The sequence below is a fragment of the Methylorubrum podarium genome (assembly GCF_040270385.1).
Classification (GTDB): Bacteria; Pseudomonadota; Alphaproteobacteria; order Rhizobiales; family Beijerinckiaceae; genus Methylobacterium; species Methylobacterium podarium.
The window spans coordinates 1-16,275 of record NZ_JBELQE010000023.1 but is presented as its reverse complement, the minus strand read 5'-3'; the positions used below and the strand labels follow the sequence as shown (position 1 = coordinate 16,275).

Sequence of the window (16,275 nt, the reverse complement as noted above, 5' to 3'; positions counted from 1 at the left end):
TTTACCGATCTCAAACGCTCATGATCTCGGCGCCTGAGCAGAAAGACCACGCCCTGTCGAAGGTCGCGGAAGAAGCAATTCGTTAAATACGACCTGATGCATTTTTCCTACACCGGCGCCGTTTAACGCGATGGCAAGCCGCCCGGACCGAAAGTCTGCCCCGTAACGACGCGGCACCGGACGGGATGGCATGAGACATCGTGAGCAGACCGACGCGACGACCCAGGACCGCGCGGAGGGCGTGCGCCGCCTTCCGGGCGCTCCGGCGCCCGGCGACGCGCACGCCTTGCGCGGGCTCGATTTCGCCTCGCAGGATTGTCTAGGCCTCTCCACCCATCCCGAGATCGTCGCCACCGCGGCCGACACCCTGCGCCGCTTCGGCGTGCGCAGCGTCTGCGCCGCGGCCGAAGCCGGCGACCCCGGCCTCGCCGTGGCGCTGGAACGCCGGATCGCCGACTTCCTGCAGATGGAGGAGGCCCTCCTCTGCCCGACGGGCCGGGCCGCCGTCCACGCCGTGATCCGCGGCCTCGTCCGCCCGGCCGACCACGTGGTGATCGATGCCGCGATCCGCGGCAGCCTCCGGGAGAGCGCCGAGGACGCGACCGACAACCTGCGCGCCTTCCGCCACCTCGATCCCGAGGATTGCCGCGTTCGGCTCCGGGCCATCCGCGCCCGCGACGGGGAGAACGGCATCCTCGTCGTCACCGAGAGCCTGTCCTCGCTCGATTCCGGCACGCCGGACCTCGTCGCCCTGCGAGCCCTGTGCGACGAGTACAGCGCGACGCTCCTCGTCGACGTCGCCCAGGATCTGGGCTGCCTCGGCGAGGACGGGCGCGGCCATCTCGGCCTCCAGGACATGCTGGGCAAGGCCGATCTCGTGACCGGCAGCTTCTCGAAGAGCTTCGCCTCGAACGGCGGCTTCGTGGCCGCCCGGACCCGCGCGGTGACGGCGTGCCTGCGCGCCGGCGAGGCGGCCGCTCAGGCCCTCTCGCCGATCCAGCTCGCGGTGATCCTCAAGGCCTTCGCCATCCTCGACGCGGCCGAGGGACGGGAGCGCCGCACCCGGCTGATGCGCAATGTCCTGAACCTGCGCACGGCCCTGCGGGATCGCGCGCTGATCGTCTGCGGCGAGCCCTGCACCTGCGTCTCCGTCGAGATCGGCTCGGGCGAACGCGCACGCCGCGTCGTCCACCACCTGGCCGAATTCGGCCTGCTGGCCGACCTCGCCGCGCTGGATGAGACCGGCCGTCTGCGCCTGCACGTCACCGCCGGCCATTCCGATGCCGAGATCGCGCGGGCTGCCGCTTGCGTCGCCGAGGCTCTGGACCGGGCGCGGGCCGATGCAACCGGCGCCGCGCGCCGTCCGAGGCTGCGCGCCGCCGCTTGAAGCAGCGCTCGATTGCGTCGCGATCGTACGCTGCTCTGAGTCTTTGATTTGCCGCGTTTTCTGCGACGAGCCGGCACCCGTTTCGTTGGCGAATGCGTTATCCGTGCGGCTTCCGGACGAGCCGTCAGAGAACCATGCCGCGGGCATCCGCTTCCCGCTCGACGGCGTCGAGCAGGGCGCGGGAGGCGATCAGGCGTCGGTCGATCATCGGATCGGTCAGCCGATCGATCCAGAGCGGCCACGTCGCCCGCGCGTCGAGAGCCCGGCCCTCGAGATCGTTGCGGACGACGCGCAGATAGGGTGCCCCGCCGGGTCCGAGCCGGTCGAGGGTGACGCGCAGGTCGCGGCGAAACTCCTGCGAGATCCGGGCGAGGCCGGCATGGGCGGATTCGTAGGCGCCGATCAGAGCATGGGCGTGCCCGACCGCCTCCTGGGGAAACATCGTGCGGAACATGGCGGGTGTCTCCGGCAGGTGTCTCGTCAGGCTTGTCCAATCAATGCACGGAAACGTTCCGGGTTCTGATCGTCGCATGGATAATGTCCGGCGGTCGGAGCCAAGCTCGACGTCGATCCGAACGCCGCGACCCGGTTGGAGCTTGGCTATTTCGACCGTCTGATCTTGTGCAGCGCATTGTTGACAGTCGCCGCACGTGATGCGACTGCGCCGCACCTTGGTGCCTCACGAAACGCTCGCCGTGCCGTCGCGGTCGACGCGGGCGCGGTCCGTGACCGGGCGTTTCGTGAGGCACTGTCAACAGGGTCTCTCGACGATCCCGGTCAGCGGCAGTCCATCTCCCGGCTGCCCGCCTGCGGCGTGATCTCGGGCGCGACCCGATCCGCCGGGGCCGCCGCTCCGGTGCCGAGGCGACGGGACGACATGACGCGAGCCTTCATCTTTCCGGGACAGGGCAGCCAAGCGGTCGGCATGGGCAAGGCGCTGAGCGAAGCGTCCCCGGCCGCCCGGCAGGTGTTCGAGGAGGTCGACGCGGCCCTCGGCCAGAACCTCTCCCGGCTGATGTTCGAGGGCCCGTCCGAGGAGCTGACGCTGACCGCCAACGCGCAGCCGGCGCTGATGGCGGCGAGTCTCGCGGTGCTGCGCGCGCTGGAGGCCGAGCGCGGCCTCGATCTCGCCCGCGACGCCGCCTTCGTCGCCGGCCACTCGCTCGGCGAGTACTCGGCGCTGGCCGCCGCCGGCACCGTCTCGATCTCCGACGCCGCCCGCCTGCTGCGCATCCGCGGCGAGGCGATGCAGCGGGCGGTCGCCCCGGGCGTCGGCGCCATGGCCGCCCTGCTCGGGCCCGATCTCGCGACCGCGCGCGACATCGCGGAGGAGGCGGCGCAGGGCATGGTCTGCGACGTCGCCAACGACAACGGCGCGGGTCAGGTCGTCCTCTCCGGCCACCGGGAGGCGGTCGAGCGGGCGATGGCGCTCGCGCAAGGGCGCGGCGTACGCCGCGCCGTGCTCCTCAACGTCTCCGCGCCCTTCCACTGTGCCCTGATGGCGCCGGCCGCCGAGGCGATGCGCCGGGCACTCGCCGAGGTGGCGATGAAGCCGCCCGTCGTGCCGGTCTACGCCAACGTCACCGCCGGCCCGCTCACCGATCCGGACGCCATCCGCGACGCGCTGGTGACTCAGGTCACCGGCACCGTGCGCTGGGCCGAGAGCGTCGCCGCCATGGCGGAGGCCGGCATCGACCGCTTCCACGAACTCGGCGCCGGCAAGGTGCTGACCGGCCTCGTCAAGCGGATCGCCCCCAATGCGTCCGCGAGCGCGGTCGGTACACCCGACGACGTCGCCGCCTACGCCTGAATTTCCACGACGATCAGAAGAGCCGACACCATGTTCGACCTCACCGGCCGCAAGGCCCTCGTCACCGGCGCGACCGGCGGGCTCGGCGGAGCGATCGCCCGGGCGCTGTACGCGCAGGGGGCGCACGTGGCGCTGTCCGGCACCCGCCGCGCGGTACTCGACGAGTTGGCGGCCGAACTCGGGGGCGAGCGCGTCGCGGTGGTCGAGGCCAACCTCGCCGACAAGGACGCGGTGGAGGCGCTGCTGCCGGCGGCCGAATCGGCGCTCGGCGGACTCGACATCCTGATCAACAATGCCGGCATCACCCGCGACAACCTCTTCATGCGGATGAAGGACGAGGAGTGGGAGGCGGTTCTCAACGTCAACCTCACCGCCGCCTTCCGCCTGTCGCGGGCCGCCCTGCGGGGCATGATGAAGCGCCGCTATGGCCGCATCATCGGCATCGGCTCGGTGGTCGGCGCCACCGGCAATCCGGGACAGGGCAACTACGCGGCAGCCAAGGCCGGGCTCGTCGGCATGACCAAGGCGCTGGCGGCGGAGGTCGCCACCCGCGGGATCACCGTGAACTGCATCGCGCCCGGCTTCATCGCCTCGGCGATGACCGACGCGCTGAACGAGAAGCAGCGCGAGACGATCCTCACCCGCGTGCCCGCGGGCCGGCTCGGCACCGGCGCCGAGATCGGCGCGGCGGCCGTCTATCTGGCCTCGGAAGAAGCGGGTTACGTGACGGGGCAGACGCTGCACGTCAATGGCGGCATGGCGATGTATTGAGAATGTCCACAAAGGCGTGTTTCGACCCGAAAACCACGGCGATGAACGCTTTCTGAACCGCCCCTCGCCAGAGCGGAAACCCTGTGTTAACACCCGGCTCAGCCGTGCAGGGGAGTTGACGGTTCAGCGGGTTGCGGCTTTTCCAAACCACGCGCGATCGAACACCGGCCGTCCAGAAGAAGCCCCGAAGCGGGAAGGCGGCCACGGCGCTTTCGTCAGAAGCACACACCATCACGATCGAGAAGACGAGGACCAACAACGATGAGCGATATCGCCGAGCGCGTGAAGAAGATCGTCGTCGAACACCTGGGCGTCGAGCCTGAGAAGGTCACCGAAGCCTCCAACTTCATCGACGATCTCGGCGCCGACAGCCTCGACACCGTCGAGCTGGTGATGGCGTTCGAGGAGGAGTTCAACGTCGAGATCCCGGACGACGCGGCCGAGACCATCCAGACGGTCGGCGACGCGATCAAGTTCCTGGAGAAGAACTCCGCCTAAGGCGGTGTCCTCGCGCGGGCGGGGTCGACGAGACCCCGCGCGCCACCAGTTTTTGAACCAAGAGTCCTTCGGGGCGGATGAGTCCTTCCAAGGACAGCGGATCGTTGGGATCAGGCAATGCGTCGGGTGGTGATCACGGGTCTGGGGATGGTGTCGCCGCTGGGTGGCAACGTCGAGCACACCTGGAGCCGCCTCGTCGCCGGTGACAGCGGAGCTTCCGCGGTCACGGCCTTCCAGACCGACGATCTCGCCTGCCGGATCGCCTGCACGTTGCCCTTCGGTGACGGCTCCAACGGCACCTTCAATCCCGATCAGTGGATGGAGGTGAAGGAGCAGCGCAAGGTCGATCCCTTCATCGTCTACGCCATGGCCGCCGCCGGCCAGGCGCTCGACGATGCCGACTGGCACCCGAAATCCGACGCCGACCAGGAGGCCACCGGCGTCCTGATCGGCTCCGGGATCGGCGGCATCGGCACGATCTACGACGCGTCGGTGACCCTCCACGAGAAGGGGCCGCGTCGCATCTCGCCCTTCTTCATCCCCGGCCGCATCATCAACCTCGCCTCGGGCCAGGTCTCGATCCAGCACGGGCTGAAGGGCCCGAATCACGCGGTCGTCACCGCCTGCTCCACCGGCGCGCACGCCATCGGCGACGCCTCGCGGCTGATCGCGCTGGGCGATGCCGACGTGATGGTGGCCGGCGGCACCGAGGCACCGGTCAACCGGCTGTCGCTCGCGGGCTTCGCCGCCTGCCGCGCGCTCTCCACCGGCTTCAACGACCAGCCGGCCAAGGCGTCGCGCCCCTACGACCGCGACCGCGACGGCTTCGTCATGGGCGAGGGCGCCGGCATCGTCGTGCTGGAGGCGTACGAGCACGCCAAGGCGCGCGGCGCCAAGATCTACGCCGAGGTGATCGGCTACGGCCTGTCGGGCGATGCCTACCACATCACCTCGCCCGCGCCCGACGGCGACGGCGGCTACCGCTGCATGAAGGCCGCGGTGAAGCGGGCCGGGATCGATCCGTCCGAGATCGACTACATCAACGCCCACGGCACCTCGACCCCGCTCGGCGACGAGCTGGAACTCAAGGCGGTGGAGCGGTTGCTCGGCGACGCCGCCTCCAAGGCGTCGATGTCCTCGACCAAGTCGGCCATCGGCCACTTGCTCGGCGCCGCCGGCGCGGTGGAGGCGATCTTCTCCGTCCTCGCGATCCGCGACGGGGTGATGCCGCCGACGCTCAACCTCGACAACCCGTCGGTCGAGACCGCGATCGACCTCGTTCCGCACGAGGCCAAGCGCAAGCGCGTCGACACGGTTCTCTCGAACTCCTTCGGCTTCGGCGGCACCAACGCTTCGCTGCTGATGCGCCGGGTCGCCTGAGGGCGGCCCTCGCCCGACGGTGTGTGGCCGCCTAGCCGCAGGCAACGCCATTTCGCCACAAAACGGCTTACACTGCCTCGCAAAACGCCCGGTCCGCAGCCGGGCGGAGATTTTGTGAGAGACGCCCGTCGAACGCTCGGCAACGGCCGAGCGACCGGGGGACGGCACCCTGAGCGGGGCGCCGCGAAGGGCCACAGCAGGATTCCGGATGTTTCGCAGACGACAAGATCCGCCGTCTCCGCCGCCCGCTTCCGAGGAGCCGTCGCTGCCGAACCGGCCCTCGCCGCGCAGTCCGAGCGAGGCGATCAAGCCCACCGTCGCCCCTCCCCCACCCGAGAAGCCCGAGCGCCGCCGCGGCGGCCTGCTCGCCACCATCAGCGGGTTTCTCACCCTCGCCGTCGTCCTCGCGCTCGGCGCCCTCGTCGGGCTCACCCTGCTCAACCGTCAGACCTCGGAGCCGGGACCGCTCCCCGCCGACAAGGTCGTGGTGATCCCCAGCCGCAGCGGCACCTCGGAGATCGCCAGCATCCTCGCCCGCGAGGGCGTGATCGAGCATCCGAGCCTGTTCGAGATGGCCGCCCGGTTCAACGGCAAGGGGCCGCTGAAGCATGGCGAGTACATGTTCAAGGCCCATGCCAGCGTGAAGGACACGATCGAGACCCTGACCAACGGGCGTCAGGTCCAGCACGCCATCACCTTCCCCGAGGGCCTGACCTCCGAGCAGATCGTCGCCCGGCTCAACGACAACGACATCCTGTCCGGCGAGGTGGCCGAGACGCCGCCCGAGGGCTCGCTCCTGCCCGACACCTACAAGTTCGAGCGCGGCGCCACCCGCCAGCAGATCCTCAACCTGATGCGCGCCAAGCAGCGCGAGGTGCTGAACCAGATCTGGCAGCGCCGCAGCGCCGACGTGCCCGTCAAGACGCCGGCCGAGATGGTGACGCTGGCCTCCATCGTCGAGAAGGAGACCGGCCGGGCCGACGAGCGGCCGCGGGTGGCGGGCGTGTTCGTCAACCGCCTGCAGAAGCGGATGAAGCTGCAATCCGATCCCACCATCGTCTACGGCCTCGTCGGCGGGCGCGGCACCCTCGGGCGCGGCATCCTGCGCTCCGAGATCGAGCGCCCGACCCCCTACAACACCTACGTGATCGAGGGCCTTCCGCCCGGTCCCATCGCCAATCCGGGCAGGGCGGCGCTGGAGGCGGTCGCCAACCCGTCGCGCACCAAGGATCTCTATTTCGTCGCCGACGGCACCGGCGGCCACGCCTTCGCCGACTCGCTGGAGGGCCATCAGCGCAACGTGACCCGCTGGCGGCAGGTGGAACGCTCCCGGCAGCAGTCGCAGCAAGCCGATCCGGGCGCGGTCGACAAGGTCGATCCGAACACCGCCGAGCCGAATGCGGGCCAGCCCGGCCGCGCCTCGGCCTACGCGCCGGGCTCGAACGCGACCTTCGCGCTCGACGGCGCGACCACCGACGGCGCGGGTGGGCAGCGACCGAAGGCGTTCGACGCCTCGGAGGGAACCAAGCTCGACCCCCTGCGCAACAAGACCTACGATCTCGGCTCGCCGAAGACGGTCCCGGCCCTGCGCAACCCGTAACGGGGCCGGTCGCGGACCGGCTCGTTGCCTTCGACTCCCCCGAGCTTTTCCCAATCCCGTCATCGCGAGCGGCGGCGAAGCGATCCAGGGCGCGAGCCCTCCGGAAAGGTCGCGCCCTGGATTTCTTCGGCTTCGCCTCGCAAGGACGGAGGCGGAACCGAAGCGGTCAAACGGATGAGGTATGCGGGTCAGGCCCGGACCGTCGTTGCAACACTCCGTCCGACAAGGCGCTCACATCGAGGTCATCGAGCGAGGTGAGCACGAGGTCGGCGCCCGCCGCCCGCAGCAGGGCCGCGTCGCCGAGCCGGGCGATGCCGAGCCCCGCCATTCCGCCGGCCTTCGCCGCCCTGATCCCGGCCGGCGCGTCCTCGACGACGAGGCACGCGGCCGGAGGGACCTCCACCGCCCCGGCGGCGAGTCGGAACAGGGCCGGATCGGGCTTGCCGCGCGGCACGTCGCGCCCGCTCACGTCGGCGTCGAACAGCGACAGCAGAGTTCGTCCGTCGGGCAGGATCACGCGGGCCAGCATCGCGTCGGCGTTCTTCGAGGATGAGGCGAGCACCGTGCGCAGAGCCGTCTCCCGCAGCGCCACCGCGAGACGGATCGCGTCGGGAAAGGCCGTGAAACGGTCCTCGGCGATGAGCCGGTCGATCACCGCCTGCTTCTTCCGCCCGAAGGCGGCGGCATCGGTCGCCGCCCCGGCGGCGCCGAGACGCTCCAGCGTCGCCCGCGCCCCCTCCAGCCGCGGCTTGCCCGCGACATGAGCCTGATAGAAGGCCGTGGTGAAGCCGGTCGGATCGGCGAAGTCGGCGAGCGCATCGCGCCACGCCTGCTCGTGGGGCGAATCGACCAGCACGCCGTCGACGTCGAAGATCACCGCGCGCAAGGCCCCCGACACGGCGTCAGGGCTCGCAGGCATGGGCGTCCCCATCGGTCGGGCGGATCGCCCGCGTCACCGTCGGCTCGGCCGGCGTCAGGCGGACGCGCTCCCCGGCATGCCACAGGGTCAGTTCCTCGCCCGCCTCCAGCCTGTAGGTCGCGGCGGCGTGGTCGAGTTCGACCCGGATCGTCCGGCCGCGGATCCGGAGGGTGAAGCTCAGCCGCTTCCAGGCATCAGGCAGGCAGGGTTGGAAGCTGATCCGCCCGCGCGTGTCGCGCATCCCCGCGAAGCCGTAGACCAGCGCGAGCCACGTGCCGCCGATGGCGGCGATGTGCGCGCCGTGCATCATGTTCCCGCCGATATCGGACAGGTCCATCGCCAGGGCGAAGTTGAAGTAGTGGATCGCCTTCTCGCGCAGTCCGATCTCGTTGGCGACGATGCTCTGGATGCAGACGGACAGGGACGAGTCGTGGGTCGTCAGCGGGTCGTAATACGCGAAGTTCCGCCGCTTGGCCTCGGGCGTGAACTGCTCGCTCAGTAGGAACATCGCGAGCACCATGTCGGCCTGCTTGATCACCTGCGAACGGTAGAGGTTCAGCGGGTGGTAGTGCAGCAGGAGCGGGTAGCGATCCTCCGGCGTGCCGGCGAAATCCCACCGCTCCAGATCGAGGAAGGCGTCGTCCTGGGGATGCACCTTCAGCCGCTCGTCGTAGGGCAGGTACATCCGCCCGGCCGCCTGATCCCAGGCTTCGGCCTCGTCCGGCTCGAGGCCGGTGCGGCGCACGAGCGTCGCGAAGCTGTCGGGGTCGTTGCGCTCCAGCCTCCGCACGGTCTCGGCGGCGTAACGCAGGTTCTCCCGCGCCATCAGGTTCGTGTAGCAGTTGTTGTTGACGATGGCCGTGTATTCGTCCGGCCCGGTCACGCCGTGGATGCAGAAGCGGCCGCCCATGCGTTCCGAGAAGAAGCCGAGATCGCACCAGAGGCGCGCGGTCTCGACCAGGATCTCGGCGCCGTAGCGGCACAGGAAATCCGCGTCGCCGCTGACCTCGACGTACTGGCGCAGGGCGAAGGCGATGTCGGCGTTGATGTGGTACTGCGCCGTCCCCGCGGCGTAGTAGGCCGAGGCTTCCCGCCCGTTGATCGTGCGCCAGGGAAACATCGCGCCGCGATGGCCGAGTTCGCGTGCCCGGTCGCGGGCGCTGTCGAGCATGTCGTAGCGCACCTTGAGGAGGCTGCGCGCCATCGGCGGGTTGGTGTAGATCAGGAACGGCAGGACGTAGATCTCGGTGTCCCAGAAATAGTGGCCCTCGTAGGTCCGGCCGGTCAGCCCGCGGGCGGCGATGCCGTGGCCCTCCGCCCGCTCCGAGGCCTGCATCAACTGGAACAGGTTCCAGCGGACCGCCTGCTGGATCCGCGGGTTCTCGGCCTCCACCGCGACGTCGGCGCGCTCCCAGAAGCGGGCGACGTCGGCGTGCTGGCGGGCGCGGATCGACGCGAATCCGCTCTCGACCGCGCGGTCGAGCGTCCATCCCACCTGCGACCGGATCGCCTCGGGCGCCGCGCCGGCGGAATAGTGATAGCTCAGGTATTTGTGGATGCGGATCCCCCGCCCCGGCGCGAGGGTGGCGCGGAAGACGACGCGGGCGAGGTCGTCGCCGACGCTCGCCTGGACCGCGAACGGGCCATCGGCCGCGACGACGTGGTCCATGCCGCAGCCGAGCACCAAACCTGAACTCGCGGTGCGATAGCTGAGGATCGCGCGCAGCGCCTCCGCTCGGGTCCCCGTGGGATGCAGGACGCGGCCGACGAACCCTTCCGCCAGGCGCGGGTCGCTGGTGTCGGCGGCGAGCGGCTGGTCGTTCCGCAGCGCGGAGGCGATCACCACCTCCGCCTCGGCCTCCTCCGCCGTCAGTTCGTAGGCGAGCGCGGCGAGGTGGCGGTGGGCGAGCGAGACGAGGCGAAGCGTCCGCAGGCGCAGGCGCTTGCCCGCCGGCGTCGCCCAGGTGACGTCCCGCTCCAGGGTTCCGGTCCGGAAATCGAGGGCGCGCCGATAGGATAGGATCTCGGCTTCCGGGAGGGTGAAGGGTTCGTCATCGACGGAGAGGGACATGACCGTCCCGTCGGGGCAGTTCAGGATACTCTGGCCAACCGTGGGAAAGCCGTAGGCGCGCTCGCCGTACGAGATCGGGCGGTGCTCGTAGAAGCCATTGAGATAGGTGCCCGCCTCCCGGACCGGCACGCCCTCGTCGGTGATCCCGCGCATGCCGAGATAGCCGTTCGAGAGGGCGAACATCGTCTCCGCCTGCCCGGTGAAGTCCCGCGCCAGCGCGCCGTCGTAGCGGACGGCCTCGATGGCCCACGGGTTCGGAGGGAAGATGTCGGTGGGCGGATTCAGGCGCGGGCGCAGCATCGGTCGTCCACTCGCTCCATCCCGGGACCGGGCAGCCCACCACGATCGAGGGGCGGAGCCGGCGCGCCTGCGAAGATGCAACCTGAGCAGAGCCGATACCGGCACCGGGGATGATCGGGGATGCTTTCGATCGATGATCCATACAATCGACGCAACCAGACGGTGTCAACACGTGTTGACGATCGAACATTCTGATTGCTTGAATCAAATTCGTCTATCTTATAGCATTTGTTATGAGATAATCGTCATATTTGTCTCTCATACACCCTCAGGGACGCCTCTGCCGAAAGCATCTCATTTGTTTCATCATCGAAACTATTGGAATCTTCGGGAGGCTTCGGCCCACACCGTCACGGCTGGCCGAGCCTGCGAAGGATGGAAGGAGCAGATCCGATGGGGTTTCGCCTCGCACCGTCAGAGGGATCCGGACGCATCGCCGGCATGGCAGTGACGACGGGGCCGGCCGGGGATCGGCCGTCTCGCGAGGCGGCTCCGGCGCGGGGCTGAGATGAGCGACGGCATCCTGGTCGTGAATGCGGGCAGCTCGTCCATCAAGGTCAAGCTGTACGCCATCGACGACGCGGATCTCGTACCCCTCCTGAGCGGGGGGATGAGCGGCATCGGCAGCGCGCCCCTGCTGAGCGTGACGGACGGGAACGGTGCGGTCCTGGAGGAGCGCCGCTTCGAGCCCGGCGAGATCGCCGACGCCTCGGCCGCGCAGCACCAGCTCGCCGACTGGTTCAGCCGTCACGGCAGCGCGGAATCGATCATTGCGGTCGGTCACCGGGTCGTCCATGGCGGGCCCGATTTCGCGGAGCCGGTGCTCGTCGACGATGCGGTGCTGCGGAGGCTCGAAACCTTCATTCCGCTGGCGCCCCTGCACCAGCTCGGCAACCTCGATCCGATCCGGGTGCTGCGGCAGCGACGGCCCGACCTGCCGCAGGTCGCCTGTTTCGACACCGCCTTCCACCGCGGCCATCCGGAACTGGCCGACCGCTTCGCCCTGCCCCGCTTCCTCCACGGCGAGGGCGTGCGGCGCTACGGCTTCCACGGCCTGTCCTTCGAATACGTCGCCGGGCGCCTGCGGGATCTGGCGCCCGGGACGGCGGACGGGCGGGTGGTGGTGGCCCATCTCGGCTCCGGCGCCTCGCTCTGCGCCCTGAAGGCGGGGCGGAGCCAGGAAACCACCATGAGCTTCACGGCGCTCGACGGCCTGCCGATGGGCACGCGCTGCGGCGCCCTCGATCCCGGCGTCGTGCTGCACCTGATCGAGCACAAGGGCATGACGCCGGCCGAAATCGGCCACATGCTCTATCGCGAGAGCGGATTGCTCGGCCTGTCGGGCCTCAGCAACGACGTGCGGACTCTGCTGGCGAGCGACCGGCCGGAAGCCGCCATGGCCGTCGCCTACTTCTGCCGGCGGGTGGCCCAGGCCACGGCCGCTTTGGCCGTGACGCTCGGCGGCCTCGACGCCTTCGTCTTCACTGCCGGGATCGGCGAGAACGCGCCCGAGATCCGCCGCCGCATCATCGCGGAATTGGGCTGGGCGGGTTTGATCCTGAGCAATGACGCCAACCGCTCCGGCGCCGCAAGACTCGATGCGGAGGGGAGCCGGGCGCAGATCTGGATCGTCCCGACCGACGAAGAGCGGATGATCGCGAGACACACGATGCGTCTATTGGGGAGAACGGCGCCGGGAGCCGCCGCATGAAGCGGACGACGTCCGGCCCGACATCGCGCGGCGCCCTGCTCGCGATCCTGCTCGCCACCGGTCTCGCCGTCGCCGTGCCGCCGCCGTCCCTGGCGCAGTCGCGCCTGAAGCAGCTGATCGACCGGCTGCGCGGCCAGCGGATGCCCGACGGCATCGCCAAGTCGAACGGCCGCATCGAGGCGACGCAGGTCGATGTCGCGGCGAAATATGCGGGCCGGATCGCGCAATTGCTTGTCAGGGAAGGCGACGAGGTGAGCGCGGGTCAGGTCGTCGCCACGATCGCCTCGCCCGAGACCGAGGCGCAGCTGCGCGGCGCCCAGGCCCAGGTGCTGCGGGCCAAGAAGAGCCTCGCGGAGGCCGTGGCCCTTATCGCCCAGCGCAACAGCGACCTCACCTTCGCCGACGCCGACTTCGCGCGCGGCAAGGAGCTCGTCGGCAAGGGCTTCATGACCCGGCAGATCTTCGATCAGCGCAAGGCCAAGGCGGAGGCGGCGAAGGCCGGCCTCGACGCCGCCAAGGCGCAGGAGGAGCAGGCGACGTTCGCCGTGCAGAGCGCCGAGGCCGACGTCCAGCGGCTCCAGGCCGTCCTGGTCGATCTCGTCCTGCGGGCGCCCCGCGACGGGCGGGTGCAGTACCGGCTCGCGCGCGAGGGCGAGGTGGTGGGCGCCGGCACCCGCATCCTGACGCTGCTCGACCTCGCCGACGTCTACATGACGATCTACCTGCCGGCCGCGCAGGCCGGGCCGCTGGCGCTGAACGACGAGGCCCGCATCGTCCTCGATCCGGTGCCGCAATACGTCGTCCCGGCGACGATCAGCTTCGTCGCCTCCGAGGCGCAGTTCACGCCCAAAAGCGTCGAGACCGAGGAGGAGCGCGAGAAGCTGACCTTCCGGATCAAGCTGCAGATCGATCCGAAGATCCTGAAGAAATACCATCGGCGGGTGAAGACGGGCGTGCGCGGCATGGGCTTCGTCCGCACCGATCCCAAGGTCGCCTGGCCCGCCGACCTCGCCGTGAAGCTGCCATGAGCGGGGGGGCCGCCGTCGCGAGGCTGGAGCAGGTCTCGCATCGCTACGGCCGGACGGTCGCGCTCGACGACGTGTCGCTGGCGCTGCCGGCCGGGCGCATGGTGGGGGTGATCGGCCCGGACGGCGTCGGCAAGTCGACGCTGCTGGCGCTGATCGCGGGGGTGCGCCGGATCCAGCGCGGCCGCGTGACGGTGCTCGGGGGCGACATGGCGCAGCGCCGCCACCGCACGCGAGAGGGCGCGCGGATCGCCTACATGCCCCAGGGGCTCGGCCGCAACCTCTACCCGACGCTGAGCGTCTTCGAGAACATCGACTTCCACGGCCGCCTGTTCGGCCAGGGGGCGTCGGAGCGCCGCCGCCGCATCACCGACCTGCTGACCGCCACCGGCCTCGACCCGTTCGAGGGACGGCCGGCGGGCAAGCTCTCCGGTGGCATGAAGCAGAAGCTCAGCCTGTGCTGCGCGCTCATCCACGACCCCGACCTCCTGATCCTCGACGAACCGACCACGGGCGTGGACCCCCTCTCGCGCGGGCAGTTCTGGGAGCTGATCGGATCGATCCGGGCCGGGCGGCCCGGCATGAGTGTCGTCGTCGCCACCGCCTACATGGACGAGGCCTCGCGCTTCGAACGTCTGGTCGCCATGGACGACGGCCGCGTCATCGCGGAGGGCAGCCCCGCCGACCTGCTGGCGCGGACGGCCAAGCCCGACATGGAGGCCGCCTTCATCGCGCTCCTCCCGCCGGAGAAGCAGGCGCAGCACCGCCCCGTGGTGCTGCGGCCGCGGCCGCCCCGGCTCGACGCGGTGCCGGCGATCGAGGCCGAGCACCTGACCCGACGCTTCGGCAGCTTCACCGCGGTCGACGACGTCAGCTTCCGCATCGCCCGCGGCGAGATCTTCGGCTTCCTCGGCTCGAACGGCTGCGGGAAATCGACCACCATGAAGATGCTCACCGGCCTCCTTCCGGTCTCGGAGGGAAGCGCCAAGCTGTTCGGCCGCCCCGTCGGCGACAACGACATGGAGACGCGCCGCAACGTCGGCTACATGTCGCAGGCCTTCTCGCTCTACAGCGAGCTGACGGTGCTGCAGAACCTCGAACTGCACGCCCAGCTCTACCACCTGCCCCCGCGCGACCGCCCGGTGCGGATCCGGGAGCTGCTCGACCGCTACGAGCTCGAACCGGTCAAGCACGCGCGGCCCGACAGCCTGCCCCTCGGGATCAAGCAGCGCCTTCAGCTCGCGGTCGCCGTGCTGCACCGGCCGGCGATGCTGATCCTCGACGAGCCGACCTCGGGCGTCGATCCGATCGCCCGCGACGCCTTCTGGCGGACGCTGATCGACCTCTCGCGGGACGAGGGCGTCACGATCTTCCTCTCGACCCATTTCATGAACGAGGCGGAGCGCTGCGACCGCATCTCGCTCATGCATGCCGGCCGGGTCCTCGCCGTCGGCACCCCGGCCGAGCTGGTGCGGGATCGCGGCAGCGCCTCGCTGGAGACGTGCTTCATCGACTATCTCGCCGAGGCCGCCGGCCTCGACCCCAAGTTGGCGGAAGAGACGGCGGCGGGAAAGGCGCCCGCGGAGCAGGCGCCGGCCGCACCCGCCGCGGCCCCTCACCGCGCCGCAGCGCCGCGTCACCGCTTCGATCCCCGCCGCCTCTGGGCCTATGCCCGGCGCGAGACGATGGAGCTGCTGCGCGATCCCATCCGGATCGCCTTCGCCTTCCTCGGCCCCCTCCTGCTGATGATCGCCTTTGGCTACGGCATCTCGTTCGACGTGGAGAACCTGCGCTTCTCGGCCTTCGACCAGGACAACACCCCGGAGAGCCGCCAGCTCGTCGATGCCTTCACCAGTTCGCGCTACTTCAGCGAGCAGCCGCCCATCCGCTCGGCGGCGGAGCTCGACCGGCGCTTCCGCAACGGCAGCGTGCAGATCGCCCTGGAGATCCCGCCCCGCTTCGGCCGCGATCTGCGATCGGGGCGCGCACCCGAAGTCGCGGTCTGGCTCGACGGCGCGATGCCGTTCCGGGCCGAGACCAGCCGGGGCTACGTCACGGGTCTGGCGAACCAGTACGCCCACCAACTGGCCGTCGAGCGCCTGGGCGCCGACCCCTCCGCGACGCGGGTGAGCGTCGAGACGCGCTTCCGCTACAACCAGGCGTTCCGCAGCGTCAACGCCATGGTGCCGAGCGTGATGATGCTGCTGCTTATCCTGATCCCGGCCATCATGTCGGCCATCGCGGTGGTGCGCGAGAAGGAGACCGGCTCGATCGCCAACTTCCGCTCGACGCCGGTCACCAAGTTCGAGTTCCTGCTCGGCAAGCAGCTTCCCTACATCGCCATCGCCATGATCAGCTTCGGCCTGCTGGTGCTCGTGGCGCTGCTCGTCTTCGACGTGCCGGTCAAGGGCTCGTTCGCCGCCCTCGCGCTCGGGACGCTGTTCTACGTCGCGGCGACCACCGGCTTCGGGCAGTTCATCTCGACCTTCATGAAGACCCAGGTCGCGGCGGTCTTCGCCACCGCGCTCCTGTCCATCATCCCGGCGGTCAACTTTTCCGGTCTGCTGGTCCCGGTCTCCTCGCTCTCGGGCAGCGCCCGGCTGATCGGGCTGTCTCTGCCGCCGGCCTGGTACCAGCCGGTCACCGCCGGCGCCTTCACCAAGGGCCTGCCCTTCTCCGAACTGGCACTCAACCTCGCGGTGCTGGCGGGCTTCGCCCTGCTGTTCCTGATCCTGTCGCAGTGGCTCCTGCGCAAGCAGGAGGCGTGAGATGGCCGGCGCGCCCCGCCCCAGCACGACCGCCC

12 protein-coding genes are annotated in these 16,275 nt (G+C 69.9%); 9 read left to right on the top strand and 3 right to left on the bottom strand.

Annotation, left to right across the window (positions count from 1 at the left end; translation table 11 throughout):
- Window positions 1-190 precede the first annotated feature (190 nt).
- On the top strand, window positions 191-1,387 hold the full coding sequence (locus ABS772_RS03345; protein WP_350392171.1) for an aminotransferase class I/II-fold pyridoxal phosphate-dependent enzyme: 1,197 nt from the start codon (window positions 191-193) through the stop codon (window positions 1,385-1,387).
- 124 nt (window positions 1,388-1,511) lie between these two features.
- Here ABS772_RS03345 and ABS772_RS03340 read toward each other — a convergent pair whose 3' ends face one another.
- Window positions 1,512-1,841 carry a hypothetical protein gene (locus ABS772_RS03340; protein WP_350392170.1) on the bottom strand — a complete coding sequence of 110 codons (330 nt, stop codon included), beginning with the start codon at window positions 1,839-1,841 and terminating at the stop codon, window positions 1,512-1,514.
- Window positions 1,842-2,264: 423 nt separating this feature from the next.
- Between ABS772_RS03340 and fabD the strand changes: the two genes are divergently transcribed.
- The 5 genes from fabD to mltG all read left to right on the top strand — a co-directional run bounded on the left by fabD (window position 2,265) and on the right by mltG (window position 7,446).
- A complete protein-coding gene (gene fabD, locus ABS772_RS03335; RefSeq protein WP_350392169.1) occupies window positions 2,265-3,197 on the top strand; it encodes an ACP S-malonyltransferase in 933 nt (310 codons plus the stop codon).
- A 30-nt stretch (window positions 3,198-3,227) separates the two neighbouring features.
- Entirely contained in the window at window positions 3,228-3,968 is a 741-nt protein-coding gene (fabG, locus tag ABS772_RS03330; RefSeq protein WP_350392167.1) for a 3-oxoacyl-[acyl-carrier-protein] reductase, read from the top strand.
- Between the two features lie 261 nt (window positions 3,969-4,229).
- On the top strand, window positions 4,230-4,466 hold the full coding sequence (locus ABS772_RS03325; protein ID WP_003599981.1) for an acyl carrier protein: 237 nt from the start codon (window positions 4,230-4,232) through the stop codon (window positions 4,464-4,466).
- Between the two features lie 117 nt (window positions 4,467-4,583).
- Window positions 4,584-5,846 (top strand): beta-ketoacyl-ACP synthase II, encoded by a 1,263-nt coding sequence (gene fabF / locus ABS772_RS03320; protein ID WP_238258777.1) that lies wholly within the window; start codon window positions 4,584-4,586, stop codon window positions 5,844-5,846.
- A gap of 208 nt (window positions 5,847-6,054) precedes the next feature.
- Window positions 6,055-7,446, top strand: coding sequence for an endolytic transglycosylase MltG (mltG, locus tag ABS772_RS03315; RefSeq protein WP_350392165.1), 1,392 nt, complete (start codon window positions 6,055-6,057; stop codon window positions 7,444-7,446).
- A gap of 166 nt (window positions 7,447-7,612) precedes the next feature.
- Here mltG and ABS772_RS03310 read toward each other — a convergent pair whose 3' ends face one another.
- Together ABS772_RS03310 and ABS772_RS03305 are read right to left on the bottom strand one after the other, a co-directional pair.
- Window positions 7,613-8,365: an HAD family hydrolase gene (locus ABS772_RS03310; RefSeq protein ID WP_350392163.1), complete on the bottom strand. Its 753-nt coding sequence runs from the start codon at window positions 8,363-8,365 to the stop codon at window positions 7,613-7,615.
- A complete protein-coding gene (locus ABS772_RS03305; protein ID WP_350392161.1) occupies window positions 8,349-10,736 on the bottom strand; it encodes a glycoside hydrolase family 65 protein in 2,388 nt (795 codons plus the stop codon). The genes ABS772_RS03310 and ABS772_RS03305 overlap by 17 nt, the downstream gene beginning before the upstream one ends.
- Window positions 10,737-11,244: 508 nt before the next feature.
- On the opposite strand from ABS772_RS03305, the gene ABS772_RS03300 reads away from it, so the two are divergent.
- From ABS772_RS03300 to rbbA, 3 genes are read left to right on the top strand one after another with little or no spacing between them, the layout of a single operon-like run.
- Window positions 11,245-12,447: an acetate/propionate family kinase gene (locus ABS772_RS03300; RefSeq protein ID WP_350392159.1), complete on the top strand. Its 1,203-nt coding sequence runs from the start codon at window positions 11,245-11,247 to the stop codon at window positions 12,445-12,447.
- Entirely contained in the window at window positions 12,444-13,475 is a 1,032-nt protein-coding gene (locus ABS772_RS03295) for an HlyD family secretion protein (protein WP_350392157.1), read from the top strand. The genes ABS772_RS03300 and ABS772_RS03295 overlap by 4 nt, the downstream gene beginning before the upstream one ends.
- Window positions 13,472-16,240: a ribosome-associated ATPase/putative transporter RbbA gene (gene rbbA, locus ABS772_RS03290; protein ID WP_350392155.1), complete on the top strand. Its 2,769-nt coding sequence runs from the start codon at window positions 13,472-13,474 to the stop codon at window positions 16,238-16,240. Before ABS772_RS03295 ends, rbbA begins: the two co-directional genes overlap by 4 nt.
- Window positions 16,241-16,275: the final 35 nt, after the last annotated feature.

Bases quoted from the DNA above. Each gene is read 5' to 3' on its own strand.
- mltG (WP_350392165.1), top strand. From the start codon at position 6,055: ATGTTTCGCAGACGACAAGATCCGCCGTCTCCGCCGCCCGCTTCCGAG.
- ABS772_RS03340 (WP_350392170.1), bottom strand. From the start codon at position 1,841: ATGTTCCGCACGATGTTTCCCCAGGAGGCGGTCGGGCACGCCCATGCT.
- ABS772_RS03300 (WP_350392159.1), top strand. From the start codon at position 11,245: ATGAGCGACGGCATCCTGGTCGTGAATGCGGGCAGCTCGTCCATCAAG.
- ABS772_RS03295 (WP_350392157.1), top strand. From the start codon at position 12,444: ATGAAGCGGACGACGTCCGGCCCGACATCGCGCGGCGCCCTGCTCGCG.
- fabF (WP_238258777.1), top strand. From the start codon at position 4,584: ATGCGTCGGGTGGTGATCACGGGTCTGGGGATGGTGTCGCCGCTGGGT.
- fabD (WP_350392169.1), top strand. From the start codon at position 2,265: ATGACGCGAGCCTTCATCTTTCCGGGACAGGGCAGCCAAGCGGTCGGC.
- ABS772_RS03310 (WP_350392163.1), bottom strand. From the start codon at position 8,365: ATGCCTGCGAGCCCTGACGCCGTGTCGGGGGCCTTGCGCGCGGTGATC.
- ABS772_RS03305 (WP_350392161.1), bottom strand. From the start codon at position 10,736: ATGCTGCGCCCGCGCCTGAATCCGCCCACCGACATCTTCCCTCCGAAC.
- ABS772_RS03325 (WP_003599981.1), top strand. From the start codon at position 4,230: ATGAGCGATATCGCCGAGCGCGTGAAGAAGATCGTCGTCGAACACCTG.
- ABS772_RS03345 (WP_350392171.1), top strand. From the start codon at position 191: ATGAGACATCGTGAGCAGACCGACGCGACGACCCAGGACCGCGCGGAG.
- fabG (WP_350392167.1), top strand. From the start codon at position 3,228: ATGTTCGACCTCACCGGCCGCAAGGCCCTCGTCACCGGCGCGACCGGC.
- rbbA (WP_350392155.1), top strand. From the start codon at position 13,472: ATGAGCGGGGGGGCCGCCGTCGCGAGGCTGGAGCAGGTCTCGCATCGC.